Source organism: Pseudomonas sp. GNP014 (assembly GCF_054344005.1).
Genome location: NZ_JBTGUS010000001.1, coordinates 1,201,203 through 1,227,387 on the forward strand (window position 1 = coordinate 1,201,203; position 26,185 = coordinate 1,227,387).

Annotated in this window: 25 protein-coding genes; 6 read left to right on the plus strand and 19 right to left on the minus strand. The window is 58.3% G+C overall.

The annotated features are described in order from the left end of the window. Window positions 1-21 precede the first annotated feature (21 nt). From ACXX9E_RS05565 to rpmH, 14 genes are all read right to left on the minus strand, one after another. The gene (locus tag ACXX9E_RS05565) at window positions 22-558 is read right to left on the minus strand and encodes a F0F1 ATP synthase subunit delta (RefSeq protein WP_007911956.1); all 537 of its coding nucleotides are present in this window, start codon (window positions 556-558) and stop codon (window positions 22-24) included. A 12-nt stretch (window positions 559-570) separates the two neighbouring features. Next, the gene (locus ACXX9E_RS05570; protein WP_007954149.1) at window positions 571-1,041 is read right to left on the minus strand and encodes a F0F1 ATP synthase subunit B; all 471 of its coding nucleotides are present in this window, start codon (window positions 1,039-1,041) and stop codon (window positions 571-573) included. A gap of 58 nt (window positions 1,042-1,099) precedes the next feature. Continuing rightward, window positions 1,100-1,357, minus strand: coding sequence for a F0F1 ATP synthase subunit C (atpE, locus tag ACXX9E_RS05575; protein WP_003097235.1), 258 nt, complete (start codon window positions 1,355-1,357; stop codon window positions 1,100-1,102). Between the two features lie 133 nt (window positions 1,358-1,490). After that, a complete protein-coding gene (gene atpB, locus ACXX9E_RS05580) occupies window positions 1,491-2,360 on the minus strand; it encodes a F0F1 ATP synthase subunit A (RefSeq protein WP_007954148.1) in 870 nt (289 codons plus the stop codon). A 16-nt stretch (window positions 2,361-2,376) separates the two neighbouring features. Continuing rightward, window positions 2,377-2,784, minus strand: coding sequence for a F0F1 ATP synthase subunit I (locus ACXX9E_RS05585; protein ID WP_123470093.1), 408 nt, complete (start codon window positions 2,782-2,784; stop codon window positions 2,377-2,379). 148 nt (window positions 2,785-2,932) lie between these two features. After that, window positions 2,933-3,805: a ParB/RepB/Spo0J family partition protein gene (locus ACXX9E_RS05590; protein WP_041073587.1), complete on the minus strand. Its 873-nt coding sequence runs from the start codon at window positions 3,803-3,805 to the stop codon at window positions 2,933-2,935. Window positions 3,806-3,814: 9 nt separating this feature from the next. Then, window positions 3,815-4,612: a ParA family protein gene (locus tag ACXX9E_RS05595; protein ID WP_003229787.1), complete on the minus strand. Its 798-nt coding sequence runs from the start codon at window positions 4,610-4,612 to the stop codon at window positions 3,815-3,817. 18 nt (window positions 4,613-4,630) lie between these two features. Continuing rightward, window positions 4,631-5,275, minus strand: coding sequence for a 16S rRNA (guanine(527)-N(7))-methyltransferase RsmG (gene rsmG, locus ACXX9E_RS05600; RefSeq protein ID WP_122842119.1), 645 nt, complete (start codon window positions 5,273-5,275; stop codon window positions 4,631-4,633). Beyond that, entirely contained in the window at window positions 5,272-7,170 is a 1,899-nt protein-coding gene (mnmG, locus tag ACXX9E_RS05605) for a tRNA uridine-5-carboxymethylaminomethyl(34) synthesis enzyme MnmG (RefSeq protein ID WP_458555141.1), read from the minus strand. Before mnmG ends, rsmG begins: the two co-directional genes overlap by 4 nt. 553 nt (window positions 7,171-7,723) lie before the next feature. Then, window positions 7,724-9,094 (minus strand): tRNA uridine-5-carboxymethylaminomethyl(34) synthesis GTPase MnmE, encoded by a 1,371-nt coding sequence (gene mnmE, locus ACXX9E_RS05610; protein ID WP_123470096.1) that lies wholly within the window; start codon window positions 9,092-9,094, stop codon window positions 7,724-7,726. A gap of 81 nt (window positions 9,095-9,175) precedes the next feature. Beyond that, window positions 9,176-10,858, minus strand: a complete 1,683-nt coding sequence (yidC, locus tag ACXX9E_RS05615) for a membrane protein insertase YidC (protein ID WP_123470098.1) — start codon at window positions 10,856-10,858, stop codon at window positions 9,176-9,178. Between the two features lie 2 nt (window positions 10,859-10,860). Continuing rightward, window positions 10,861-11,106 carry a membrane protein insertion efficiency factor YidD gene (gene yidD / locus ACXX9E_RS05620; RefSeq protein WP_010565858.1) on the minus strand — a complete coding sequence of 82 codons (246 nt, stop codon included), beginning with the start codon at window positions 11,104-11,106 and terminating at the stop codon, window positions 10,861-10,863. Further along, window positions 11,099-11,500 (minus strand): ribonuclease P protein component, encoded by a 402-nt coding sequence (rnpA, locus tag ACXX9E_RS05625; protein WP_011336726.1) that lies wholly within the window; start codon window positions 11,498-11,500, stop codon window positions 11,099-11,101. Before rnpA ends, yidD begins: the two co-directional genes overlap by 8 nt. Before the next feature lie 16 nt (window positions 11,501-11,516). Next, on the minus strand, window positions 11,517-11,651 hold the full coding sequence (gene rpmH, locus ACXX9E_RS05630) for a 50S ribosomal protein L34 (protein WP_003213577.1): 135 nt from the start codon (window positions 11,649-11,651) through the stop codon (window positions 11,517-11,519). Window positions 11,652-12,217: 566 nt separating this feature from the next. Here rpmH and dnaA point away from each other — a divergent pair. Genes dnaA through gyrB form a run of 4 tightly spaced genes read left to right on the plus strand, consistent with a single transcriptional unit; the run spans window position 12,218 to window position 18,425 of the window. Then, window positions 12,218-13,741 carry a chromosomal replication initiator protein DnaA gene (gene dnaA / locus ACXX9E_RS05635; protein WP_186743775.1) on the plus strand — a complete coding sequence of 508 codons (1,524 nt, stop codon included), beginning with the start codon at window positions 12,218-12,220 and terminating at the stop codon, window positions 13,739-13,741. 39 nt (window positions 13,742-13,780) lie between these two features. Continuing rightward, window positions 13,781-14,884: a DNA polymerase III subunit beta gene (gene dnaN / locus ACXX9E_RS05640; RefSeq protein WP_016772390.1), complete on the plus strand. Its 1,104-nt coding sequence runs from the start codon at window positions 13,781-13,783 to the stop codon at window positions 14,882-14,884. A gap of 14 nt (window positions 14,885-14,898) precedes the next feature. Next, the gene (gene recF, locus ACXX9E_RS05645; protein ID WP_123470104.1) at window positions 14,899-16,002 is read left to right on the plus strand and encodes a DNA replication/repair protein RecF; all 1,104 of its coding nucleotides are present in this window, start codon (window positions 14,899-14,901) and stop codon (window positions 16,000-16,002) included. A 5-nt stretch (window positions 16,003-16,007) separates the two neighbouring features. Next, on the plus strand, window positions 16,008-18,425 hold the full coding sequence (gene gyrB / locus ACXX9E_RS05650; RefSeq protein ID WP_007960764.1) for a DNA topoisomerase (ATP-hydrolyzing) subunit B: 2,418 nt from the start codon (window positions 16,008-16,010) through the stop codon (window positions 18,423-18,425). A gap of 110 nt (window positions 18,426-18,535) precedes the next feature. Here gyrB and ACXX9E_RS05655 read toward each other — a convergent pair whose 3' ends face one another. Further along, on the minus strand, window positions 18,536-19,255 hold the full coding sequence (locus ACXX9E_RS05655; RefSeq protein WP_123470106.1) for a response regulator transcription factor: 720 nt from the start codon (window positions 19,253-19,255) through the stop codon (window positions 18,536-18,538). A gap of 169 nt (window positions 19,256-19,424) precedes the next feature. Here ACXX9E_RS05655 and ACXX9E_RS05660 point away from each other — a divergent pair, with 169 nt between their 5' ends. After that, a complete protein-coding gene (locus ACXX9E_RS05660) occupies window positions 19,425-20,957 on the plus strand; it encodes a sensor histidine kinase (RefSeq protein ID WP_128615004.1) in 1,533 nt (510 codons plus the stop codon). 166 nt (window positions 20,958-21,123) lie between these two features. On the opposite strand, the gene ACXX9E_RS05665 is transcribed toward ACXX9E_RS05660, so the two are convergent. The 4 genes from ACXX9E_RS05665 to glyQ form a co-directional block, all read right to left on the minus strand. Next, entirely contained in the window at window positions 21,124-21,903 is a 780-nt protein-coding gene (locus ACXX9E_RS05665) for a lysophospholipid acyltransferase family protein (RefSeq protein WP_222833987.1), read from the minus strand. 82 nt (window positions 21,904-21,985) lie between these two features. Further along, a complete protein-coding gene (gene gmhB, locus ACXX9E_RS05670) occupies window positions 21,986-22,525 on the minus strand; it encodes a D-glycero-beta-D-manno-heptose 1,7-bisphosphate 7-phosphatase (RefSeq protein ID WP_177490547.1) in 540 nt (179 codons plus the stop codon). Between the two features lie 4 nt (window positions 22,526-22,529). After that, window positions 22,530-24,584, minus strand: coding sequence for a glycine--tRNA ligase subunit beta (gene glyS, locus ACXX9E_RS05675; protein WP_458555142.1), 2,055 nt, complete (start codon window positions 24,582-24,584; stop codon window positions 22,530-22,532). Continuing rightward, complete coding sequence (glyQ, locus tag ACXX9E_RS05680) at window positions 24,581-25,534, minus strand: glycine--tRNA ligase subunit alpha (RefSeq protein ID WP_003187265.1); 954 nt, start codon at window positions 25,532-25,534, stop codon at window positions 24,581-24,583. Before glyQ ends, glyS begins: the two co-directional genes overlap by 4 nt. A gap of 81 nt (window positions 25,535-25,615) precedes the next feature. Between glyQ and ACXX9E_RS05685 the strand changes: the two genes are divergently transcribed. Beyond that, window positions 25,616-26,173, plus strand: a complete 558-nt coding sequence (locus ACXX9E_RS05685) for a DNA-3-methyladenine glycosylase I (protein ID WP_123470112.1) — start codon at window positions 25,616-25,618, stop codon at window positions 26,171-26,173. The last annotated feature ends 12 nt before the right edge of the window (window positions 26,174-26,185 follow it).

A 26,185-nucleotide genomic window follows, 5' to 3' on the forward strand; every position in this document is an offset into this window, starting at 1 on the left:
TGCTCTGCTGCCCCTTCAAACTCAAGATTTCAATGCTTCGGCAAGTTTCGCGATTTTGCCGCGAATCGAGCCATCGATAACCAGGTCGCCGGCGCGGATAACGACACCACCTATAAGGGCAGCATCCTCCGCAACTTGCAGGCGCACTTCCCGGTTGAGTCGTGCACTGAGAACCTTGGCGAGTTTGTCTTGCTGTTCTTGGTTCAATGCAAAAGCACTGGTCACTTCAACGTCTACCGACTTCTCTTGTTCGGCCTTGTACAGGTCGAAAAGAGCGGCAATCTCCGGCAAAAGCGGGAGACGGTCGTTTTCGGCAACGACATTGATGAAGTTCTGTGCCTTGGCATCAAACTTGTCGCCGCACACGTCAATAAACGTGGCGGCCTTTTCTGCGCTCGTCAGTCGCGGGGCCTTGAGCACGCGCTGCATGGTGTCGTCTTGCGACACCGCTGCAGCCAGGCCGAGCATGGCTGACCAATTGGCCAGTTGCTGGTGGGCCTGAGCGTGCTCGAAGGCCGCCTTAGCGTAAGGTCGGGCCAACGTGGTCAGTTCTGCCATGATCGCCCTCGCTTAGATTTCAGCAGCCAGTTGGTTAACCAGCTCTGCGTGCGCGTTTTGATCGATTGTGGCACCCAGGATCTTCTCGGCGCCGCCGACAGCCAGCAAGCCCACTTGGGCGCGCAGCTTGTCTTTGACACTGTTCAGTTCCTGTTCGATCTCGGCTTGAGCCTGAACCTTCACACGGTCAGCGTCGACACGGGCCTTTTCAACGGCCTCTTCGACAATCTGGTTACCGCGTTTCTTGGCTTGCTCGATGATTTCAGCTGCCTGAGCTTTCGCTTCGCGCAGTTGCTGACCCGCTTTTTCTTGGGCCAACTCCAGGTCGCGAGCTGCACGGCTGGCAGCGTCCAGACCATCAGCGATCTTCTTTTGACGTTCGTGCAGAGCTGCGATGACCGGAGGCCATACGAACTTCATGCAGAACAGTACAAAAATCAGGAACGCAACGGACTGGCCAATCAGGGTCGCATTAATGTTCACGCCAACACCTCGCAGTTACGTTGTCCATCACACCAAATCACTCGGAAAATCCGAATGATTAGCCAGCGATTTGACCAACGAACGGGTTCGCAAAGGTGAAGAACAGAGCGATACCAACACCGATCATGGTTACGGCGTCGAGCAGACCGGCAACGATGAACATTTTAACTTGCAGCATTGGAACCATTTCTGGCTGACGCGCTGCGCCTTCCAGGAACTTGCCGCCCAGCAGGCCGAAACCAATTGCGGTACCCAGTGCGCCCAGGCCGATCAACAGTGCAACAGCGATAGCGGTTAGACCAACTACAGTTTCCATCTTTCCTCCCGACTTTTACGTCGTATGGTTTAGGTTTTTTAGATTAAAGCGGTAAAACAAATCGTTTCAGGTGCCCTGTGAAGAGCCCCTTCCCGTTTGACCGGGAAGGACATCAGACTAGTCGAGACTGGTCTTAATGGTTTTCTTCGTGCGCCATCGACAGGTAGACGATGGTCAGCATCATGAAGATGAACGCCTGCAGCGTGATGATCAGGATGTGGAACACCGCCCACGCCCACTGCAGAACAACGCCCAGGCCGCTCAGCCAGAGCAGGCCGCTGCCGAACATCACAGCGATCAGAATGAACACCAGCTCGCCGGCATACATGTTGCCGAACAGACGCAGAGCCAGAGAGATCGGCTTGGCGATCAGGGTCACGAATTCCAGCAGGAAGTTCACCGGGATCAGCAGAGCCTGAACGAAGATGTTCTTGCTGCCGAACGGGTGCAGGGTCAGCTCGCCGATGAAGCCGCCGAGGCCCTTGACCTTGATGCTGTAGAAAATGATCAGGGCGAAAACCGAGAAGGCCATGCCCAGGGTCGCGTTCGGGTCGGTAGTCGACACGGCGCGGAACGGGATGTGGTGGTCGCCGGAGATCAGGATGGCCAGCTGAGGAATCCAGTCGACCGGTACCAGGTCGACGGCGTTCATCAGGAACACCCAGACGAAGATGGTCAGTGCCAGCGGTGCGATCACCGGGCTACGGCCATGGAAGCTGTCTTTCACGCTGCCATCGACGAATTCGACCAATACTTCAACGAAGTTCTGCAAAGCACCTGGCTGACCCGAAGTCGCTTTCTTTGCCGCCATGCGGAAAAGAAGAACGAAGATCAGACCCAGCGCGACCGACCAGCCGAGGGTATCGACGTGGAAAGCCCAGAAGCCCATTTCCTTGGCTTCTGCTGCGGTATGGGCAAAGCCCCAGCCGCCGTTAGGTAGCTGACCGAAGGTCAGGTTCTGCAAGTGGTGCTGGATATAGCCCGAAGCGGTTGTTTCTGCCATGGTTGCCTCAAACGCCCTAAGGTCTCGAAAGTCTTGTTCTCATCAGCAGGGGAGCGAACCAGCTGACCGACTGAGTCAGCACGAACGCGCCGAATACTGCGATCGGCGCCAATGGCTTCACACCTGCAAACACCAGTGCAAAGAGCACTGCCGTCAAAATCAGTTTGCCTGCCTCGCCGGCATAAAAAGACCGGACGATGGACTGGGCTGCTCGGGCGCCGGAAAACCGAAATGCCCTGTGAGCGAAATAAACATTGGGCAGCAAGGCTATCAGGCCTCCGCAAAGTCCCGAGTATCCGGCAACGACTCCATGCCATTGCCAGAGCGCCAAAGCGGCAATGAGCAAAACGACAAACTGAGCCATCAACACCGGAAAAACCGCCAGGCGATGGAACGGCAGGCGGTTTGGCTTGCGGGTTTCCATCACGATTGCTCTCCAATGGTCGGCTGCCGAAATTCAATAACTTGGCATAATTTGTGCCGACAAAATGCGCGCAGAGTATAGGGGCGGTTCTGCCCCTATTCAACTGTCAGGTAGTGATTTCCGACTGCGCGCTACATGAGGAAATGTTTCAGCGGATGTGTGCGAGCACACCTTGAAGCTCATCGAGGGAGTTATAACCGATGACCAGCTGACCCTTTCCCTTCTTTCCGTGGCGAATCTGCACCGCAGAGCCTAGGCGCTCGGCCAGACGCTGCTCGAGGCGGGCGATATCCGGGTCGGGTTTGGCCGCTTCCACCGGCTCCGGTTTACCACTCAGCCACTGGCGAACCAGTGCCTCGGTTTGGCGCACGGTCAGGCCGCGTGCGACAACATGTCGCGCCCCCTCGACCTGCTGATTGTCCGGCAGACCGAGCAATGCACGAGCGTGGCCCATTTCCAGGTCGCCGTGGGACAGCATGGTCTTGATCACTTCCGGCAGTGCAATAAGCCGCAACAGGTTAGCCACAGTGACGCGGGACTTACCCACAGCCTCGGCGACTTGCTGCTGAGTGAGCTGGAATTCCTGCTGCAGACGCTGCAGGGCGACCGCTTCCTCGATCGGGTTGAGGTCTTCGCGCTGGATGTTTTCGATCAGCGCAATGGCGATCGCGGTTTCATCCGGCACATCGCGGACCATGGCCGGGATGGTTTCCTGCCCGGCCTGCTGGCTGGCACGCCAGCGGCGCTCACCGGCGATGATCTCAAAACGGCCACCGCCAATCGGGCGCACCACGATCGGCTGCATGACGCCTTGTGCCTTGATCGACGACGCCAGTTCTTCCAGCGCCTGCGGGTCCATGTCCCGACGTGGCTGGTATTTGCCGCGCTGGAGCAAGTCCAGCGGCAAGTGTTGCAACTCACGGGTATCGGCCTGCGCCGCTTGTTCTTCCAGCGCGCTGACGGTCGGACCACTCAGCAGTGCATCCAGTCCACGTCCGAGACCTCGTTTCTTGACGGCCATGGGGATTCCTTAAGTTGGCTGGGCAGCGGCGATGCGTGAATTTTTGCGCTGACGACGAACCATCTCGCCGGCCAGGGCCAGGTAGGCCAGGGCGCCGCGCGATTGCTTGTCGTAGGCCAGCGCCGGCATGCCGTAGCTCGGCGCTTCGGCCAGGCGAATGTTGCGCGGGATCACCGTGTCGTAGAGCTGCTCGCCGAAGTGTTCCTTGAGCTGCGCCGACACATCGTTCATCAGGCTCAGGCGCGGGTCGTACATGGTCCGCAGCAGGCCCTCGACTTTCAGGTTCGGGTTCAGCAGTTCAGCGATGCGCTTGATGTTATCCACAAGGTCGCTCAAACCCTCGAGCGCAAAGTACTCGCACTGCATGGGGATAATCACCCCATCGGCGGCAACCAGTGCGTTCAGCGTGAGCATCGACAGCGACGGCGGACAGTCGATCAGAATGTAATCGTAGTTTTCGCGGATCGGCGCCAGCGCGCTGCGCAGACGGCTTTCCTTCATCTGCATTTCCAGCAGCACCACTTCGGCCGCCGTCAAATCACGGTTGGCCGGCAGCAGTTGATAACCGCCGTGCTCGGAATAGTGCATGGCCTGGGCCAGATCGCATTCGCCGATCAGCAGGTCGTAGACCGAGTTTTCCAGGCCATGTTTATCCACACCGCTACCCATGGTGGCGTTGCCCTGTGGATCGAGATCGATCAACAGCACCCGGCGCTTGGTGGCGACCAGGGATGCTGCGAGGTTGATACAGGTGGTGGTCTTGCCCACACCACCCTTCTGGTTCGCTATCGCGAATACCTTAGCCATTCTTGCTTGTGTTCCCAATCATGCCGTGCGGCGCAGTATCAGCAGATGGCGTTGGCCTTGGCAACCGGGTACGGCCAGGGCGTGTTCGCTATCGAGTTTGAAGTCTGCCGGCAATGCTACCAGCTCATCGGCCGGATGAACGCCCTTCATTGCCAGCCAGCGTGTATCGGCATCGCCGAGGTGGCGAGTCCAGTTGGTGAAGTTTTCCATGCTGCTGAACGCCCGGGAAATGATCCCGTTGAACGGCTGCGCAGGCTGGAACGCTTCGACGCGACTGTGGATAACTTGCAGGTTATCCAGTTTCAGTTCGAGTTTGACCTGGGTCAGGAAGCGGGTTTTCTTGCCGTTGCTGTCCAGACAGGTGACTTGCGCGTCCGGGTACAGGATCGCCAACGGAATCCCCGGCATGCCACCGCCGCTGCCGACGTCAAGCCAGCGGCCGTTTTCGATGAACGACATCACGCTCAGACTGTCGAGCAAGTGCCGCGAAACCATTTCGTCCGGGTCGCGCACGGCAGTCAGGTTGTAGGCCTGGTTCCATTTGATCAACAGGGCCAGATAACCCAGCAGCAATTCGTGCTGGGTTTCAGTGAGATTGACACCGAGCGCGCGGGCTCCTGTGGATAACTCTTCGGCGTGTTGCGAAGTGACCTTAGAACTCAAGCGCTTTGCTCCAACTGACGGCCCGCGCCGCGTTTTTTCAAATGAATCATCAACAGCGAAATCGCTGCCGGGGTCACGCCCGGAATCCGCGAAGCCTGACCGAGCGTCTCCGGACGCGTCGCACCCAGCTTGCTCTGGATCTCCTTGGAGAGACCGGAAATGTTGGTGTAGTCGATATCCACAGGCAGTTTCGTGTCTTCGCTGGCGCGCAGACGGGCGATTTCGTCCTGTTGACGGTCGATGTAACCGGCGTATTTGGTCTTGATCTCAACCTGCTCGGCGACCTGTGGATCTTCGGCACCGTTGCCAGTCACTTCGACCAGACCAGCGTAGTCGATTTCCGGACGACTCAAGAGGTTGAGCAAGTTGTATTCGTGAGTCAGCGGCGTGCCGAATTTTTCGGCAATCGCATCGCCCTGCTGCGTGCCCGGGCGAACCCAAGTGCTTTTCAGGCGCTGCTCTTCGAGTTCGATGCTTTCGCGTTTCTTGCAGAAGGCCGCCCAGCGCACGTCATCGACCAAGCCGAGCTCGCGACCTTTTTCGGTCAGACGCAGGTCGGCGTTGTCCTCACGCAGAATCAGACGGTATTCGGCACGGGACGTGAACATACGGTACGGCTCTTGGGTACCGAGGGTGATCAGGTCGTCGACCAACACGCCGATGTACGCTTCATCGCGACGCGGACACCAGGCTTCTTTGCCCTGCGCACGCAATGCAGCGTTGGCGCCGGCGAGCAGACCTTGTGCACCGGCCTCTTCGTAGCCGGTGGTGCCGTTGATCTGCCCGGCGAAGAACAGACCGCCAATGACTTTGGTTTCCAGGCTGTACTTCAGGTCGCGGGGATCGAAGTAGTCGTACTCGATCGCATAACCCGGACGCACGATGTGCGCGTTTTCCATGCCGCGGATCGATTGCACGATCTGCAATTGCACGTCGAACGGCAAGCTTGTGGATATCCCGTTCGGATACAGCTCATGGGTGGTCAGACCTTCCGGTTCGATGAACACCTGATGGCTTTCCTTGTCGGCAAAGCGGTGAATCTTGTCTTCGATCGACGGGCAGTAACGCGGGCCGATGCCTTCAATCTCGCCGGCAGCCGAATACATCGGCGACCGGTCGAGGTTCGCCGCGATGATTTCGTGGGTACGGGCGTTGGTGTGGGTAATCCAGCAACTGACCTGACGCGGATGCTGTTCCTTGTTGCCCATGAACGACATCACCGGGATCGGTGTATCACCCGGTTGCTCGGTCATCACCGAGAAATCCACAGATTTGCCATCAATACGCGGCGGCGTACCGGTTTTCAGCCGCCCGACTCGCAAGGGCAGTTCACGCAGACGATGAGCCAGGGCAATCGACGGCGGATCACCGGCGCGACCGCCGGAAAAATTCTGCAAACCGATGTGGATAAGTCCACCGAGGAAAGTACCGGTGGTCAACACCACGGAATCGGCGAAGAACCGCAGACCCATTTGCGTGACAACACCACGCACTTGTTCCTGCTCGACGATCAGGTCGTCAGCAGCCTGTTGAAATATCCACAGGTTCGGCTGGTTTTCCAGGATCTCGCGGACAGCGGCCTTGTAAAGAATCCGGTCAGCTTGTGCACGGGTTGCACGCACGGCCGGGCCTTTACGGCTGTTCAACACGCGAAACTGGATGCCGCCCAGGTCGGTCGCCATGGCCATCGCGCCGCCAAGGGCGTCAATTTCCTTGACCAGATGGCTTTTGCCGATGCCACCGATGGCCGGGTTGCAGCTCATGGCACCGAGGGTTTCCACGTTATGCGTCAGCAACAGGGTTTTTGCCCCCATACGTGCTGAGGCCAGTGCTGCCTCGGTACCGGCATGACCGCCGCCGATGACGATCACTTCAAAACGGGAAGGGAAATCCACCACGCACCTCGTGCCTGCTTAATTAGGTCATTCAGGAATAGTTTGAGATCAGGTTTCTGGACCTGGTCGACAAGTATAGGGACTTCGCCCTTCCTAAAGAACCCTTTGCACAAAATTTAACCAGCTGTGGAGAACTCGAAGTTAAAAGAATAAAAAAGAGAGAAATTTATAAAACCTTTGTTTTTATGTTTATTCTTACTGCCCATCCTTTCTGTGGATAGATCTCTACAGGCCTTTATTTTCAATATGTACAGCGATTCAAAACTCTGTGGTCATGTGCCCATGAGGCCCTTGGATAACCGGTGTAAGCCTGTGGATGAATGAGGTGGTTATCCACAGGGCGGGTTATATCCAGTTTTGAGGCCCTGTTATCAACTGACCTCAGTGGCAGTTATTCACAGAGCTTAATCCACAGAAATCTGATGAACGAGGAGACAGCGGGCAGCGGAAAACCGCTCAGGGCGGAAAAATCTGCCCGGCACTCGTGGAAGGAATTTAAAAAGGAGGGAAGCAGACAGGTCGCGAACGGACCTGTCTGTGAATAGCAGGAGAGTTATTTGCCGATGCAGAAGCTGGAGAAGATCCTTCCAAGCAAATCATCCGAGCTGAATGCCCCGGTGATTTCACCCAGAGCGTGCTGTGCCTGACGCAAATCTTCAGCCAACAGTTCACCGGCCCCGGCCAGCGTCAATTGTGCGCGACCGTGTTCCAGCGCTGCACTGGCGTGGCGCAGCGCTTCCAGATGCCGGCGGCGTGCGCTGAAACTGCTTTCCGAGGTCTGTTCGTAGCCCATGCAGGCTTTGAGGTGTTCGCGCAGCAATTCCAGCCCCTCACCCGCCGATTTGGCGCTGAGGCTGATGGTGACGTGGCCATCCTCGCTGACTTCCAGGGCAATCGCTTCGCCCGTCAGGTCCGCCTTGTTGCGGATCAGGGTCACTTTCGCCGGATCGGGCCGGGTTTCGAGGAACTCCGGCCACAGGGCAAACGGATCTGCTGCTTCCGGCGCTGTCGCATCGACGACCAACAACACTCGATCGGCTTCTGTGATGGCCTTGAGCGCACGTTCCACGCCGATCTTTTCCACCTGATCGTCCGTATCGCGCAGACCAGCGGTATCCACCACATGCAACGGCATGCCGTCGATGTGGATATGTTCGCGCAGAATGTCCCGCGTGGTGCCGGCGATCTCGGTGACGATCGCAGCTTCACGCCCCGCCAAAGCATTCAACAGGCTGGACTTGCCGGCATTCGGTCGGCCGGCGATCACTACGGTCATGCCATCGCGCAGCAATGCGCCCTGCCCGGCTTCGCGCAGCACTGTGGATAATTCGTCGCGTACCTTGTCGAGCATGCTCAGCACATGGCCATCGGCAAGGAAGTCGATTTCTTCTTCCGGAAAGTCGATGGCCGCTTCGACATAGATTCGCAGGCTGATCAACTGCTCGGTCAGGTTATGCACACGCTGGGAGAACGCTCCTTGCAAGGAACGCAGAGCATTGCGTGCTGCCTGTGCAGAACTCGCCTCGATCAGGTCGGCAATCGCTTCGGCCTGGGCCAGGTCGAGTTTGTCATTGAGGAATGCTCGCTCACTGAATTCGCCCGGGCGAGCCAGACGACAACCCAGTTCCAGGCAACGCTTGAGCAACATGTCGAGAACGATAGGGCCACCGTGGCCCTGCAGTTCCAGCACGTCTTCGCCGGTGAACGAGTTCGGGCCGGGAAAATACAGCGCCAGGCCTTCATCGAGCACCTGTTGGTCGTCACTGAAAAACGGCCCGTAATGGGCATAACGCGGTTTCAGTTCTCGGCCGCTGATGGCTTTCGCTGCAACACTGGCCAACGGCCCGGAAATACGGACGATGCCCACACCGCCACGACCTTGAGCGGTGGCGACAGCGGCGATGGTTTCACGAGGTGTGCTCATAAACCGGAATCCAGACAAAAGTGGCAGATAGCAAAACGCCCCACTAGGGGGCGTTTTGAGTGGTGTTATCCACAGTGCAAGTTACGCCTCGGCTTTTTTCGTCGCCGCTTCGATCTTACGCGTGATGTACCACTGTTGTGCAATCGACAGGCAGTTGTTCACAACCCAGTACAGCACCAGACCTGCAGGGAACCACAGGAAGAAGAAGGTGAAGATGATTGGCATCATTTTCATGACCTTCGCCTGCATCGGATCCGGCGGAGTCGGGTTCAGCTGCTGCTGGATGAACATGGTTGCGCCCATGATGATCGGCAGAATGAAGAACGGATCCTTGATCGACAGGTCAGTGATCCACAGCATGAACGGCGCCTGGCGCATTTCCACGCTTTCCAGCAGAACCCAGTACAGCGAAAGGAAAACCGGCATCTGCACGAGGATCGGCAAGCAGCCGCCCAGTGGATTGATCTTCTCTTTCTTGTACAGCTCCATCATGGCTTGCGACATTTTCTGCCGGTCATCGCCATGTTGCTCTTTCAGAGCGGCCAGTTTCGGCGCAACGGCACGCATGCGCGCCATCGACTTGTAGCTGGCAGCCGACAGAGGGAAGAACAGACCCTTGATCAGCATGGTCAGGAAGATGATCGACCAGCCCCAGTTACCGACAATGGCGTGGATGTGTTGCAGCAGCCAGAAGATTGGCTGGGCAATGAACCACAGAATGCCGTAGTCGACGGTCAGTTCCAGACCTGGGGACAACTCTTTCAACACCGCCTGGCTTTTCGGACCGGCGTACAGCACAGCGCTGGTTTCAACTTTGGCACCCGGAGCAGCGGTCAGCGTAGGACCGGTGTAACCGATGATGTAGTTGCCTTTGCTGTCTTTACGGGTCTGGACGATGTTGTTTTCGCCCTTGGCCGGAATCCAGGCTGTCACGAAGTAATGTTGCAGCCAGGCGACCCAGCCACCGGTGACGGTTTCTTTCAGCTGTGCCTTGTCCATGTCCTTCATGGACACTTTCTTGTACGGCTCCGAACTTGTCCACAGGGCAGCGCCCAGGTAAGTCGCGGTGCCAGTAGCGGTTGTGGACGAAGGATCAGCGCTGTTATCGCGCTTCAGCTGGGCAAACATTGCGCCGCTCCAGGGCTGTGCGCTCTGGTTATCCACAATGTAGGAAACGGCTACGTCATACAGGCCGCGTTTCAGGGTGAAACGCTTGATGTAGTTGACGCCGTCCTTGCTGAATTTCAGGTCGACGACCAGTTGGTCCTGACCGTCAGCCAGTTGATAAGTCTTCTTCTCCGAGGAGTAAACCGGACGACCGGCAGGATTTGCATCCGGGCCGTTGGTACCGATCAGACCGCTTTGTGCCAGATAAACACGTTCGCCGCCGTTATCGAACAGCTGGAACGGCACATCAGGACGATCCTGACGACGTGGATACAGAGGCAAGGTCAGTTGAGCAACGTCACCACCCTGTGGATCGATCGCCAGATCGAGCACGTCGGTTTTGATCTGGATCAGATCCTTGCTGGCGGCTACCGGAGTTTCGGCAGGTGCGCTGGTATCGCTAGCGGCGCGCGGAATGTCGTCACTGGCGGCAGTGTTATTGCCAGTGGCGGTGTCCGGCAAACCGGATGTAGTCGTACTGGAAGCAACATTCTGAGTCGGCAGGGCAGCCTGGCCATAGTCCTGGTTCCATTTAAGAACCATAACGTAGGACACGATTGCCAGGGCGACGATCAGGATCGTGCGTTTGATATCCATGATTACTCGGCCATCGAAGAAGAACGGGAGGTAGGGATAGGTGGAACCGGGTCATAACCACCGGGATTCCACGGATGACAGCGACCTAAACGACGAAAGGTCAGCCAGCCACCGCGCAGAAGGCCATGATTTTCGATGGCTTCTAACGCGTAGCAGGAACAACTGGGGTAGAAACGACAGTGGTCGGCCATCAGGGGACTAATGGCGTAGCGGTAAAACTGGATCGGAACGAGGGCCAGTTTACGCATCTGGACTGTCTACCCCTACAGTTTCGGTTTTGACTGCCGGAACCGGCTTGTTACGAGCCAGACGCTTCCAGAGTTTGCCGAAATGCTGAATCAATTCGGGGTTTTCTACATCACCCAAACCTTTGCGCGCGACGATAACGATGTCCCAGCCAACCAGTGAATCCTGGTGCAGACGGAACGATTCGCGCATCAGACGTTTGAGGCGATTGCGCTCAACGGAGAGCTTTACGCTCTTTTTCCCGATAACCAGCCCAAGACGGGGGTGATCAAGATCGTTGTTGCGTGCAAGGAGCAGGAGATTTTTCCCCGGAACCTTGCCGGTAGGGGAGTCAAAGACTGCCTTGAAATGCCGGGGAGTAAGCAAACGCTTTTCCCGACTGAAGTCCTGACTCACCTCCAGTGCCGGATTATCAAACTGCCAGACGCGCACGACCTTTGGCGCGACGACGCGACAGGACGGCACGACCGTTCTTGGTAGCCATGCGAGCACGGAAACCGTGGGTACGAGCGCGTTTGATAGTGCTTGGTTGGAAAGTACGTTTCATGTCGTGTTACCTGGTTCGTCCACAACGGGCCGGAATGGCCCCCGTTTTAAGAGACCGGGGATTCTAGAGAAAGCAAGCCTTCAGGTCAATTTCCAACCAACGTTTCCTTATAAATAGATCTCCGGAGCGTTTCTTCGGGAACGCGTGTTCGCCATACATAAAAATAAAGAAGGGAATTATTTAAAGCTTTTCTGTAAAGCTTATAAAAGCTAGACCCGCCTCCTTCTGTGGATAAGTGCCATAAGCCCTTGTACGACGTGATGTACAGAGAATGACAACTACAGTGGAAAACCGTGTTCAGCCTGTGCTGCGCTGTCGGATAACCTGTGTGTGGAAAGGGCTGTTATCCACAGGCAGGTTATCCACCGAGTTTCGCCCCCAGTTGTCCAGTGCCCTCAGAGGCGGTTATCCACAGAGCTTATTCACACACCGTTGGTCGCCTTTTTAGTGGTTAACGCATTGATAAATCATGATCGGCAGGCCACCTGCATGTGGATAAGTGGACGGCTCGCCGCTACAATGGCCGCTTGTTTTTGCCTCACCGGCTTTCAACTTAGGGGATATCCGTGTCAGTGGAACTTTGGCAGCAGTGCGTGGAGCTTTTGCGCGATGAGCTGCCTGCCCAACAATTCAACACCTGGATCCGTCCACTACAGGTCGAAGCCGAAGGCGACGAGTTGCGCGTCTACGCACCGAACCGTTTCGTGCTGGACTGGGTCAACGAAAAGTACCTCGGCCGTGTCCTTGAACTGCTGGATGAGCATGGCAATGGCATGGCGCCCGCGCTTTCCTTATTAATAGGCAGCAAGCGCAGCTCGGCACCCCGGGCCGCGCCGAATGCACCATTGGCCGCCGCGCAGGTTTCCCAGGCGCAGGCGAATGCCGCTCCGGTCAGCGCGCCAGCCCCTGCACCCGCCCCAGCTGCGGCCAAGCGCTCCACGCAGAAAAGCGCCGAAGTCAGTGAAGAGCCGTCCCGCGACAGCTTCGATCCGATGGCCGGTGCCGCGTCGCAGCAGGCTCCGGTTCGCGCCGAACAGCGCACCGTGCAGGTCGAAGGCGCGCTCAAGCACACCAGTTACCTGAACCGCACCTTTACCTTCGAAAACTTCGTCGAAGGTAAATCCAACCAGCTCGCCCGCGCAGCGGCCTGGCAGGTGGCGGATAACCCGAAGCACGGCTACAACCCGCTGTTCCTTTATGGTGGCGTCGGCCTGGGTAAAACCCACTTGATGCACGCGGTGGGTAACCATCTATTAAAGAAGAACCCGAATGCCAAGGTTGTGTACCTGCATTCGGAGCGCTTCGTGGCCGACATGGTCAAGGCGCTGCAACTGAACGCGATCAACGAGTTCAAGCGTTTCTACCGTTCGGTGGATGCTTTGCTGATCGACGATATTCAGTTCTTCGCTCGCAAAGAGCGCTCGCAGGAAGAGTTTTTCCACACCTTCAACGCGCTGCTTGAAGGTGGCCAGCAGGTCATTCTCACCAGTGACCGCTACCCGAAAGAAATCGAAGGCCTTGAAGAGCGCCTCAAATCCCGCTTCGGCTGGGGCCTGACCGTTGCTGTCGAGCCGCCTGAGCTGGAAACCCGTGTCGCGATCTTGATGAAGAAAGCCGACCAGGCCAAAGTCGAGTTGCCGCACGATGCCGCGTTCTTCATTGCCCAGCGCATTCGCTCCAACGTCCGTGAGCTGGAAGGCGCGCTGAAACGCGTGATTGCCCACTCGCACTTCATGGGTCGTGACATCACCATCGAGCTGATTCGCGAATCCCTGAAAGACCTGTTGGCGTTGCAGGACAAACTGGTCTCTGTGGATAACATTCAGCGCACTGTCGCCGAATACTACAAGATCAAGATCTCCGACCTGCTGTCCAAGCGCCGTTCGCGCTCGGTGGCTCGTCCGCGTCAGGTGGCCATGGCATTGTCCAAGGAACTGACCAACCACAGCCTGCCGGAAATCGGCGATGTGTTTGGCGGCCGCGACCACACGACCGTGTTGCACGCCTGCCGCAAGATCAACGAACTTAAGGAATCCGACGCGGACATCCGCGAGGACTACAAGAACCTGCTGCGTACACTGACCACTTGATGAACACCAGCGCAGCTTATTAAGGCAAGGGACTAGACCATGCATTTCACCATTCAACGCGAAGCCCTGTTGAAACCCCTGCAACTGGTCGCAGGCGTCGTCGAGCGCCGACAGACCTTGCCGGTACTCTCCAACGTGCTGCTGGTTGTCGAAGGCCAGCAACTGTCGCTGACCGGTACCGACCTGGAAGTCGAGCTGGTCGGTCGTGTGCAACTTGAAGAGCCGGCTGAAACAGGCTCCATCACCGTGCCTGCGCGCAAGCTGATGGACATCTGCAAAAGTCTGCCCAACGATGCGCTGATCGACATCAAGGTCGACGAGCAGAAGCTGGTGGTGAAGGCCGGTCGTAGCCGCTTCACCCTGTCGACCCTGCCCGCCAACGATTTCCCGACCGTTGAAGAAGGTCCGGGCTCGCTGACCTGCAGCCTGGAGCAGAGCAAACTGCGTCGTCTGATCGAACGCACCAGCTTCGCCATGGCCCAGCAGGACGTGCGTTATTACCTCAACGGCATGTTGCTGGAAGTTTCGGCGGGTGTGATTCGCGCCGTGGCCACCGACGGTCACCGTCTGGCGATGTGCTCGATGCAGGCCGATATCGGTCAGCCGGATCGCCACCAAGTGATCGTGCCGCGCAAAGGTATTCTCGAACTGGCCCGTCTGCTCACCGAGCCTGATGGCAATGTCAGCATCGTGCTCGGCCAGCACCACATCCGCGCCACCACCGGTGAGTTCACCTTCACTTCGAAACTGGTTGACGGCAAATTCCCGGACTACGAGCGTGTACTGCCCAAAGGTGGCGACAAGCTGGTACTGGGCGATCGTCAGGCCCTGCGTGAAGCGTTCAGCCGTACTGCGATTCTGTCCAACGAGAAGTACCGTGGCATCCGTTTGCAACTGGCCAGCGGTCAGTTGAAGATCCAGGCCAACAACCCGGAGCAGGAAGAAGCGGAAGAAGAAGTGGGCGTTGAATACAACGGCGGCTCGCTGGAAATCGGCTTCAACGTGAGCTACTTGCTCGACGTGCTGGGCGTGATGACCACTGAGCAGGTTCGCTTGATCCTGTCCGACTCCAACAGCAGTGCGCTGGTGCAAGAGTCCGACAATGACGACTCGGCTTACGTTGTCATGCCGATGCGTCTGTAATCAGCTGATTCTGGATGTCCTTAAGTCGTGTTTCGGTCACCGCGGTGCGCAATCTGCACCCGGTGACCTTCTCCCCCTCCCCCCGCATCAACATTCTTTACGGCGCCAACGGCAGCGGCAAAACCAGTGTTCTGGAAGCCATTCACCTGCTGGGGCTTGCCCGTTCGTTTCGTAGCACGCGGCTGTTGCCGGTCATTCAGTACGAACAACTCGCCTGCACCGTCTTCGGTCAGGTCGAGCTGGCCGAGGGTGGTCACAGCGCGTTGGGGATCTCCCGTGACCGTCAGGGAGAGTTCCAGATCCGCATCGACGGGCAGAACGCCCGTAGCGCTGCGCAACTGGCCGAGATCCTGCCGCTGCAGTTGATCAACCCCGACAGCTTCCGCCTGCTCGAAGGGGCGCCGAAGATTCGCCGGCAGTTTCTCGATTGGGGTGTGTTCCACGTCGAGCCGCGGTTCATGGCCACTTGGCAACGTTTGCAGAAGGCCTTGCGCCAGAGAAACTCCTGGCTGCGGCATGGTACACTTGACGCCGTTTCGCAAGCGGTTTGGGACAGGGAACTGTGCCAGGCCAGCGCTGAAATCGATGAATACCGCCGCGCTTACATCAAAGCCTTGAAACCAGTCTTTGAACAGACCTTGAGCGAACTGGTTGAGCTTGAAGGTTTGACGCTCAGCTATTACCGAGGCTGGGACAAGGACCGGGAATTGAGTGCCGTACTGGCTGGCTCCGTGCAACGGGATCAGCAAATGGGTCATACCCAGGCCGGCCCGCAACGCGCTGACTTGCGTCTTAGATTGGGCGCACACAACGCCGCGGACATCTTGTCCCGGGGTCAGCAGAAGCTGGTGGTCTGTGCCTTGCGGATTGCCCAGGGGCATCTGGTGAGCCAGGCCCGACGCGGGCAGTGTATTTATCTGGTGGATGACTTGCCGTCCGAGCTGGACGAGGCCCACCGTCGCGCGCTGTGCCGCTTGCTGGAAGACTTACGCTGCCAGGTGTTCATCACCTGTGTAGATCACGAATTATTGAGGGAAGGCTGGCAGACGGAAACGCCAGTCGCTCTGTTCCACGTGGAACAGGGCCGTATCACCCAGACCCACGACCATCGGGAGTGAAGGCATTGAGCGAAGAAAATACGTACGACTCAACGAGCATTAAAGTGCTGAAAGGCCTGGATGCCGTACGCAAACGTCCCGGTATGTACATTGGTGACACCGACGATGGCAGCGGTCTGCACCACATGGTGTTCGAGGTGGTCGACAACTCGATCGACGAAGCCCTCGCCGGCCATTGCGACGACATCAGCATCATCATCCACCCGGATGAGTCCATCACCGTTAAAGACAACGGCCGTGGCATCCCGGTAGACGTGCACAAAGAGGAAGGCGTTTCCGCCGCCGAGGTCATCATGACCGTCCTCCACGCCGGCGGTAAGTTCGACGACAACTCCTACAAGGTATCCGGCGGTCTGCACGGTGTAGGTGTATCGGTAGTGAACGCCCTGTCCGAAGAGCTGGTACTGACTGTGCGCCGCAGCGGCAAGATCTGGGAACAGACCTATGTCCACGGCGTGCCTCAGGCACCGATGGCCATCGTTGGCGACAGCGAAACCACCGGCACCCAGATCCACTTCAAGGCTTCCAGCGAAACCTTCAAGAACATTCACTTCAGCTGGGACATCCTGGCCAAGCGCATTCGTGAACTGTCCTTCCTCAACTCCGGTGTAGGCATCGTCCTCAAGGACGAACGCAGCGGCAAGGAAGAGCTGTTCAAGTACGAAGGCGGCCTGCGTGCGTTCGTTGAATACCTGAACACCAACAAGACTGCGGTCAACCAGGTGTTCCACTTCAACATCCAGCGTGAAGACGGCATCGGCGTGGAAATCGCCCTGCAGTGGAACGACAGCTTCAACGAGAACCTGTTGTGCTTCACCAACAACATTCCGCAGCGCGACGGCGGCACCCACCTGGTGGGTTTCCGTTCGGCCCTGACGCGTAACCTGAACAACTACATCGAGCAGGAAGGTCTGGCGAAGAAGCACAAAGTCGCTACCACCGGTGACGATGCCCGTGAAGGCCTGACCGCGATCATCTCGGTGAAGGTGCCTGATCCGAAGTTCAGCTCGCAGACCAAAGACAAACTGGTGTCTTCCGAAGTGAAGACTGCGGTCGAGCAGGAGATGGGCAAGTACTTCTCCGACTTCCTTCTGGAAAACCCGAACGAAGCCAAGCTGGTTGTCGGCAAGATGATCGACGCGGCCCGTGCCCGTGAAGCAGCGCGCAAGGCCCGTGAGATGACCCGCCGCAAAGGCGCGCTGGACATCGCCGGCCTGCCGGGCAAGCTCGCTGACTGCCAGGAAAAAGACCCGGCACTCTCCGAACTGTACCTCGTGGAAGGTGACTCCGCGGGCGGCTCTGCCAAGCAGGGACGTAACCGCAAGACCCAGGCGATCCTGCCGTTGAAGGGCAAGATCCTCAACGTCGAGAAAGCACGCTTCGACAAGATGATCTCGTCTCAGGAAGTGGGCACGCTGATCACCGCGCTGGGCTGCGGCATCGGTCGCGAAGAGTACAACATCGACAAACTGCGTTATCACAACATCATCATCATGACCGATGCTGACGTCGACGGTTCGCACATCCGTACCCTGCTGCTGACCTTCTTCTTCCGTCAGTTGCCGGAGCTGATCGAGCGTGGCTACATCTACATCGCCCAGCCGCCGCTGTACAAGGTCAAGAAAGGCAAGCAAGAGCAATACATCAAAGACGACGACGCCATGGAAGAGTACATGACGCAGTCGGCCCTGGAAGATGCGAGCCTGCACCTGAACGAAGAAGCCCCGGGTATTTCCGGTGAAGCGCTGGAGCGTCTGGTTAACGACTTCCGCATGGTGATGAAGACCCTCAAGCGTCTGTCGCGCCTGTACCCGCAGGAGCTGACCGAGCACTTCATCTACCTGCCGGCTGTCAGCCTGGAAATGCTTGGCGACCACGCCAAGATGCAAGACTGGCTGGCCCAGTACGAAGTGCGTCTGCGCACCGTCGAGAAGTCGGGTCTGGTCTACAAGGCCAGCCTGCGTGAAGACCGTGAACGTGGTGTGTGGCTGCCAGAGGTCGAACTGATCTCCCACGGCCTGTCGAACTACGTCACCTTCAACCGCGACTTCTTCGGCAGCAACGACTACAAGACCGTCGTCACTCTCGGTGCTCAACTGAGCACCCTGCTCGACGAGGGCGCGTACATCCAGCGTGGCGAGCGCAAGAAAGCGGTCACCGAGTTCAAGGAAGCCCTCGACTGGCTGATGGCCGAAAGCACCAAGCGCCACACCATCCAGCGATACAAAGGTCTGGGCGAAATGAACCCGGATCAGCTGTGGGAAACCACCATGGACCCAAGCGTGCGCCGCATGCTGAAAGTCACCATCGAAGACGCCATCGGCGCAGACCAGATCTTCAACACCCTGATGGGTGATGCGGTCGAACCTCGCCGTGACTTCATCGAGAGCAATGCTCTGGCGGTATCCAACCTGGACTTCTGATTCCGGTCGGCGTCAAACAAAAGGCCAACGCAGATGCGTTGGCCTTTTTATTGGCAGAGCAAAAGATCGCAGCCCAGTAGGCGCTGCCAACGGTTGCGATCTTTTACTTTCTATTCGGACCCCGCCGCCACACTCTCCAACCGGTACCCATACCCATAAATCGTCAACAACTGCCACCCGCGATCCGCCGTCAGTCCCAGCTTGTTGCGCAGTCGATAGATATGCGTATCCAGTGGCCGAGACGACGCCATCTCTTCATGTGGCCAAAACCGTTCATACAGATAATCCCGTGATAACGGCCGGCCAAGATTGCTGAACAGGCAGCGGGCCAGGCGATACTCGCGCTCGGTCATGACGATCGGTTTGCCCTCGCGGGTGACGGTCAGTTCGGCATCATCAAAGGTCAGGTCATTGAAGCTCAGCACTTCCGTTGCAGCCGTGCGCTGCTGGCTGTGCCGGCGCAGTACTGCGGCCACCCGTGCTTTCAACTCATTGGGTCTGAACGGTTTACTGACGTAATCGTCAGCACCGGCATTCAGTGCCTGGACGATATCGCTCTCGCCATCGCGACTGGTGAGCATGATCGCCGCCGGCGGGGCTTCCATGTGTTCGCGGGTCCAGCGCAGCAGGGCCAGCCCGGTGAGGTCGGGCAGTTGCCAGTCGAGGATAAGCAGGTCGAAGGTTTCCCGGCGCAGTTGGCGCAGCAAGTCTTCCCCGCGCTCGAAACTGTGCAGTGACCAGGGCTGCTCGCCGGCGCTGGCCATTTGCTGCAGGGTTTGCTCGACCCGCCGCAGTTCGGCCGGTTCATCGTCCAGTATCGCAACGCGCATACGCGGTGATTCCTTGATGCTTGGGCTGTTGGCCGTGAACCATAGTCGCTCGGCCGATGCCATGAAAGTAAGCGGCCCGCCGTTGGTCGACGTCCGCTATGATTCTTCGGGTCTACGTCTCAGACCTGTGCCCCATGAAACCATTCACACTGCCCTGCTCTTTTTGTCCATGACCAGCCCGCGCCGGCGTGAAAGCCGTGAACCCAGTCAAGTGCAGCGCCTGTTTCGCCAACTGGTGCGTGAGTGGTTGTGGATAAGTCTAGTGCTGTTACCGCTGACTGCGCTGTTGTCGTATCGGGCACAGGTCAACTTGCATGACACCTCGCCGGGTATGGGCGCTTTGCTATCCGTAGGCCTCGTGGCGGGTGTGCTTGGATTGCTGTTGTGGCGACCGCGCTGGGCGCTCTGGATAACGCTGGTTGGCATGGCGGGTGTGTTGATAACCAGCGCGGGCCTGGCTGAAATCCGCCATTGGTGGTCACCGACGCCTGCGGTGCTGGGCATGCTGTTTGGTTATCTGATCTGGAACTGGCGGCGTCTGAGCGTGGTGCTGACCTATTTCGGATGGGAATTGGCGAGGCTGGACAGTGAGCCGAAAGTGTTCCCTGAACGCCGCCGCACACAATTCACCGGGGCTGATCACTTGCAGGGCCAGATCATGGCGCTTGAGCAAGCCATGAGCCGCACCCGCGACACTCGGCGTTTTATCGCCGATGGCCTGGAGTATCTGCCGGTGGCGACCCTGATCAGCGATCCCAAAGGGCAGATCCTTTTGGGCAATCGCAAGGCGCGGAGCTTGTTTGATAACAATCTGGTGGGCGACGATGTGCTCGGTCAACTGGCACTGCTTGGCTATCCCGAGTTATCCACAGAGCCGCGCCCCTCGTTGTCCTCCCTGCCCCTGCTGGAATTTCGCGATCACAAGGAACGTAGCCTGCGTCTGGAGCGCGCCGCGTTGCTGCCCGTCGACGGGGACACGCCGATCGGCTGGTTGTTGAGCCTGACCGACCTCAGTGCCGAGCGCGCTGCCGAGGAACAACGCGGGGTTCTGCTGCGCTTCTTGTCTCATGACCTGCGCGCGCCGCATTCGGCGATCCTCGCTCTGCTCGATGTGCATCGTCATCAGGCGGGTGCAGACTCGCCACTGTTCGAGCAGATCGAGCGCCAGGTACGCCGCGCGCTGGATCTGACCGATGGTTTCGTGCTGCTGGCACGCGCCGAGTCCGAGTCCTATCACTTTCAGCCGAGTCTGTTCGCCATGCTGGTGCTGGATGTACTGGATCAAGCATTGCCCATCGCCCAGCAGAAACGCATCGAGCTGCTGCATGACATGGATGAGCCATCCCAGGAGCGGCTGGTCATGGCCGATCAGGCCCTGCTGACCCGGGCGTTATTCAACCTGCTGGAAAATGCGATCAAGTACAGTCCTGCCGACACCACCATTCAATTGCGTGTCAGTTGCCACGCACAATGGTTGCGCTGCGAACTGACGGATCAGGGCAAAGGCATCGCCGCCGAGGAGTTGCCTGACCTGTTCAGCCAGTACCGGCGGTTTTCCTCTGCGCAAGGCATTGATGGCGTCGGCCTCGGCTTGTCGATGGTCAAAGCTGTGGTCGACCATCATGGCGGCCGGATCGACTGTCAAAGCGTCGTCGATCAAGGCACAACCTTTCTGCTTGAGCTGCCGCTTATCCACGAATGACAGGCACAAAAAAACCGGCTATATCAGCCGGTTTTTTTACATCCAAAAAAAACTTATGCACGTTTTTCGGTGTTTTATTAGCTTGAGAAATATGTATATAAATCAATTACTTGATTTCAATATTCTGGCTTTTTCAACAAAACCGTACACAGGTTATCCACAAAATTCAGACAGCCACCTGATCGCTTCCGGCCGAGGCCTGTGGCGCCGGTGGCAGCGAGCCCATGTCCCGTTGCGCCTGTTCGTTCCAGGCTTGCACCCGGTCGTTCAGATCGGCGATGGCGCGCGGGCCAGTGCCTTCGGCATACATCGGCTCGCCGATGACCACGGTGATCACGCCGGACATCTTCCCCCAGCCGACTTTCGGCCAGAATTTGCCGGCATTGTGTGCAATCGGCAGCACCGGAAGCGCCGCATTGACGGCCAGTGCGCTACCACTGCGGGAGAACTTGCCGACAGTGCCGTAGGGCACGCGGGTCCCTTCCGGGAAGATCAGCACCCAAACGTTGTCCTTGAGCAACTCGTCACCCTTCGCCGCCACTTGCTTGAGCGCGGCTTTCGGGTTGTCGCGATCAATCGCGATCGGTCGCAGCATGGCCATGGCCCAGCCGAAGAACGGCACGTACAGCAATTCGCGTTTGAGCACCTGGCTCAACGGCGAGAAATAAGCGGAGAGAAAGAACGTCTCCCAGGTGCTCTGGTGGTTCGACTGAATCACGCAGGGCCGCTCAGGCACGTTTTCCGCGCCTTTGATTTCGTAACGGATCCCGAGAAACACCTTGGTCAACCACAAGGCGCAGCGACACCAGTACACGTTGATAAAACGATAACGCGCCTTGAATGGCAAAAACGGCGCGATAAAAAAACTCAAGCTGCACCACAGCAGGGAGGTGGTGCCCAGCAGCAGGTAAAAGAGAAAAATTCTGATGGCCCGCAGTATCGACATAGTGACGTTTACCGTTACGGGGCAATGCCCGAGTGTTCAAGCGCACTCCCGATCAATCCCTGGTCAGGAATTCAGAAGTACTCTAGTTGTGGATAAGTTCTGCGGCAATCGCCGCCAGATCGTCAAAAATCAGAGTGCCAACCGGCAGGGTTTTGCCCTGAGTCTTTGCGCCTTTTCCGGTCTTTACCAAAACTGGCTGTGAATCGACGGCTTTGGCGGCCTCCAGGTCACCAAGGCTGTCGCCGACGAACCAGACATTGGCCAGCTCGACGTTGTAATGCGCCGCGATGGTTTTCAACATCCCCGGTTTCGGCTTGCGACAATCGCAACCTTCGTCCGGCCCATGCGGGCAATACACGATCAAACCGACTTCACCGCCCTGCTCCGCCACGAGCGTACGCAGGCGCGCGTGCATGGCGTCGAGGGTGGTGAGGTCGTAGTAGCCGCGAGCAATGCCCGACTGGTTGGTGGCCACCGCCACCGTCCAGCCAGCCTTGCTCAACTGCGCAATCGCCTCGATCGAGCCGGGCAGCGGAATCCACTCCTCTACCGACTTGATGTAAGCGTCGGAGTCGTAATTGATCACTCCGTCCCGATCGAGAATCAGCAGTTTCAACAGCAGTCCCTCAACCCAGCAGCGAAATGTCGGCAACACCCAGGAACAAGCCACGCAGACGCGCCAGCAGCGCATAGCGGTTGGCCCGGACCTTGGCGTCTTCGGCATTGACCATGACGGCGTCGAAGAACGCATCCACCGGCTCGCGCAGGGCGGCCAGGCGAGCCAGCGATTCGTTGTACTGACGCGCGGCGGCCATTGGCTGCACCGCCTGATCCGCTTGCTGGATCGCCGAGTACAGCGAGAACTCGTTGGCGTTGTCGAAATACTTGGCTTCGACCACGGTCGGCACCGAGCCTTCGACTTTGCTCAACAGGTTCGACACACGCTTGTTCACCGCCGCCAGCGCTGCCGCTTCCGGCAGTTTGCGGAAGGCCTGCACCGCTTGCACACGCTGGTCGAAGTCCAGCGCCGAACCCGGCTTCAGGGCACGCACCGACAGGTAGGTCGCGACATCCACGCCTTCGTCTTCGTAACGCGCACGCAGACGGTCGAAGATGAACTCCAGCACGGCTTCGTTGAGGCCGGCAGCCTTGACCTTGGCACCGAACGCAGTCACGGCGAAAGCCACGGCGTCGTTCAGGTCCAGATCGAGTTTTTTCTCGATCAGGATACGCAGCACACCCAATGCCGCACGACGCAGGGCATACGGGTCTTTGCTGCCGGTCGGCAGCATGCCGATACCGAAGATACCGACCAGGGTGTCGAGCTTGTCAGCGATCGCAACGGCGGCACCGGTCAGGGTTGCCGGCAGTTCAGCACCGGCACCACGTGGCATGTATTGCTCGTTGAGGGCCAGCGCGACGTCTTCCGGCTCGTTGTCGTTCAGTGCGTAGTAGTAACCAGCGACACCTTGCATCTCCGGGAACTCGCCGACCATTTCGGTGGCCAGGTCGCACTTCGACAGCAGACCCGCACGAGCGGCCCACGAAGCGTTGCCGCCAATGCGCGCGGCGATGTACGCAGCCAGTTTGGAAACGCGCTCGGCCTTGTCGTAGACGCTGCCGAGTTTTTCCTGGAACACCACGTTCTTCAGGCGATCATTGAAGGCTTCGAGCTTCTGCTTCTTGTCTTGCTTGAAGAAGAACTCGGCGTCGGTCAGACGTGGGCGAACCACTTTCTCGTTACCGGCGATGATCTGCTGCGGGTCTTTGCTTTCGATGTTGGCCACAGTGATGAAACGTGGCAGCAACTTGCCGTCGGCATCCAGCAGGCAGAAGTACTTCTGGTTGTCCTGCATGGTGGTGATCAGGGCTTCTTGCGGCACGTCGAGGAAGCGTTCCTCGAACGAGCACACCAGCGGCACCGGCCATTCAACCAGCGCGGTCACTTCGTCGAGCAGTGCCGGCGGAACGATTGCCGTGCCTTCCTGACGGGTGGCCAGTTCTTCGGTGCGCTTGCTGATGATTTCGCGACGCTCGTTGGCGTCGGCCAATACATAAGCGGCACGCAGGTCAGCGAGATAGCTCGACGGCGAACCGATGCGCACGCTTTCCGGATGATGGAAACGGTGACCACGGGAATCACGGCCAGCCTTTTGCGCGAGGATGGTGCAGTCGATGACCTGGTCACCGAGCAGCATCACCAGCCATTGGGTCGGACGCACGAACTCTTCCTTGCGCGCACCCCAACGCATGCGTTTCGGGATCGGCAGGTCGTTCAGCGAATCTTCGACGATGGTCGGCAGCAGGCTCGCGGTCGGCTTGCCGGCGATGCTCTGGCTGTAACGCAGTTTCGGGCCGCTCTGATCGATTTCGCTCAGATCGACGCCGCACTTCTTGGCGAAGCCCAGGGCTGCCTGAGTCGGATTGCCTTCTGCGTCGAACGCGGCCTGACGCGGCGGGCCGTCGAGGTTGATGCTGCGATCCGGTTGCTGGGTCGCCAGCGCAGTGATCAATACAGCCAGACGACGTGGTGCGGCGTAGACAGTTTTGCTTTCGTAGCTCAGGCCAGCGGCTTGCAGGCCCTTGTCGATACCGGCGAGGAACGCTTCAGCCAAGGTGTTCAGGGCTTTCGGTGGTAGTTCTTCGGTGCCCAGTTCAACCAGAAAATCTTGCGCACTCATTGTGCAGCCTCCAGCTTGGCCAGTACTTCGTCACGCAGGTCCGGGGTCGCCATCGGGAAGCCCAGCTTGGCGCGTGCCAGCAGGTAGGCTTGCGCAACGGAACGCGCCAGGGTGCGCACGCGCAGAATGTATTGCTGACGCGCAGTCACCGAGATCGCCCGGCGCGCATCCAGCAGGTTGAAGGTGTGCGACGCCTTCAGGACCATTTCGTAGCTTGGCAACGGCAGCGGCTGGTCGAGCTCGATCAGGCGCTTGGCTTCGCTTTCATAGAAGTCGAACAGTTCGAACAGTTTGTCGACGTTGGCGTGTTCGAAGTTGTAGGTGGACTGCTCCACTTCGTTCTGGTGGAACACGTCGCCGTAGGTCACTTTGCCGAACGGACCGTCAGCCCAGACCAGGTCGTAGACCGAATCCACGCCTTGCAGGTACATGGCCAGACGCTCGAGACCGTAAGTGATCTCGCCGGTCACCGGGTAGCACTCGATGCCGCCCGCTTGCTGGAAGTAAGTGAACTGAGTCACTTCCATGCCGTTGAGCCAGACTTCCCAGCCCAGACCCCAGGCGCCGAGGGTCGGCGATTCCCAGTTGTCTTCGACGAAGCGGATGTCGTGGACCAGCGGGTCCAGGCCGACATGCTTGAGGGAGCCCAGGTACAGTTCCTGGAAGTTGTCCGGGTTCGGCTTCAGGACTACCTGGAACTGGTAGTAGTGCTGCAGACGGTTCGGGTTTTCGCCGTAACGGCCGTCAGTTGGACGGCGGCTTGGCTGCACGTAAGCGGCGTTCCAGGTTTCCGGGCCGATGGCGCGGAGGAAGGTCGCGGTGTGGAAAGTGCCGGCGCCTACTTCCATATCGTAGGGCTGAAGTACCACGCAACCTTGCTCGGCCCAGTATTGCTGGAGCGCGAGGATCAAGTCTTGGAAGGTACGCACGGCTGGCGTAGGCTGGCTCACGAAATTCACCTGTTTCTTGGGCTGCGATTTAAAGAGCGGGAGTATACCCGATTCATTGCTGCGCACGCCCCCTGGAGCCTTATGCCACGCTGCTTTTGGTGTACCGAAGATCCGTTGTACATGGCTTATCACGACCAGGAGTGGGGCACGCCGCTTCGCGATGCGCAGGGTTTGTTCGAGTTGCTTTTGCTCGAAGGGTTCCAGGCCGGGCTGTCCTGGATCACCGTGCTGCGCAAGCGCGAGCGTTATCGCGAAGTGTTGTTCGGCTTTGACGTACAACGCGTGGCGCAGATGAGCGACGCCGAAATCGACGAATTGATGCTCGACCCCGGGATCATCCGCAACCGCCTCAAGCTCAATGCCGCCCGGCGCAATGCCCAGGCCTGGCTGGCGCTGGAGGACCCGGTGGTGTTTCTCTGGTCGTTCGTTGGCGGCCAGCCGATCATCAATCACTTCAAGGATCGCAGCGAAGTTCCGGCGATCACCCCCGAAGCGCTGGCGATGAGCAAAGGCCTGAAAAAGGCCGGGTTCACGTTCGTCGGCCCGACCATTTGCTACGCGTTGATGCAGGCCTCGGGCATGGTCATGGATCACACTCAGGATTGCGACCGCTACGCGCAGCTCGCCAACGGCGGTTAGAATGGCCGCCTC

Coding starts and splice junctions, on each gene's coding strand:
- ACXX9E_RS05565 (WP_007911956.1), bottom strand. CDS start 558: ATGGCAGAACTGACCACGTTGGCCCGACCTTACGCTAAGGCGGCCTTC.
- atpE (WP_003097235.1), bottom strand. CDS start 1,357: ATGGAAACTGTAGTTGGTCTAACCGCTATCGCTGTTGCACTGTTGATC.
- atpB (WP_007954148.1), bottom strand. CDS start 2,360: ATGGCAGAAACAACCGCTTCGGGCTATATCCAGCACCACTTGCAGAAC.
- ACXX9E_RS05585 (WP_123470093.1), bottom strand. CDS start 2,784: ATGGAAACCCGCAAGCCAAACCGCCTGCCGTTCCATCGCCTGGCGGTT.
- ACXX9E_RS05590 (WP_041073587.1), bottom strand. CDS start 3,805: ATGGCCGTCAAGAAACGAGGTCTCGGACGTGGACTGGATGCACTGCTG.
- ACXX9E_RS05595 (WP_003229787.1), bottom strand. CDS start 4,612: ATGGCTAAGGTATTCGCGATAGCGAACCAGAAGGGTGGTGTGGGCAAG.
- mnmE (WP_123470096.1), bottom strand. CDS start 9,094: ATGAGCACACCTCGTGAAACCATCGCCGCTGTCGCCACCGCTCAAGGT.
- yidC (WP_123470098.1), bottom strand. CDS start 10,858: ATGGATATCAAACGCACGATCCTGATCGTCGCCCTGGCAATCGTGTCC.
- yidD (WP_010565858.1), bottom strand. CDS start 11,106: ATGCGTAAACTGGCCCTCGTTCCGATCCAGTTTTACCGCTACGCCATT.
- rpmH (WP_003213577.1), bottom strand. CDS start 11,651: ATGAAACGTACTTTCCAACCAAGCACTATCAAACGCGCTCGTACCCAC.
- dnaN (WP_016772390.1), top strand. CDS start 13,781: ATGCATTTCACCATTCAACGCGAAGCCCTGTTGAAACCCCTGCAACTG.
- recF (WP_123470104.1), top strand. CDS start 14,899: ATGTCCTTAAGTCGTGTTTCGGTCACCGCGGTGCGCAATCTGCACCCG.
- ACXX9E_RS05655 (WP_123470106.1), bottom strand. CDS start 19,255: ATGCGCGTTGCGATACTGGACGATGAACCGGCCGAACTGCGGCGGGTC.
- ACXX9E_RS05660 (WP_128615004.1), top strand. CDS start 19,425: ATGACCAGCCCGCGCCGGCGTGAAAGCCGTGAACCCAGTCAAGTGCAG.
- ACXX9E_RS05665 (WP_222833987.1), bottom strand. CDS start 21,903: ATGTCGATACTGCGGGCCATCAGAATTTTTCTCTTTTACCTGCTGCTG.
- glyS (WP_458555142.1), bottom strand. CDS start 24,584: ATGAGTGCGCAAGATTTTCTGGTTGAACTGGGCACCGAAGAACTACCA.
- ACXX9E_RS05685 (WP_123470112.1), top strand. CDS start 25,616: ATGCCACGCTGCTTTTGGTGTACCGAAGATCCGTTGTACATGGCTTAT.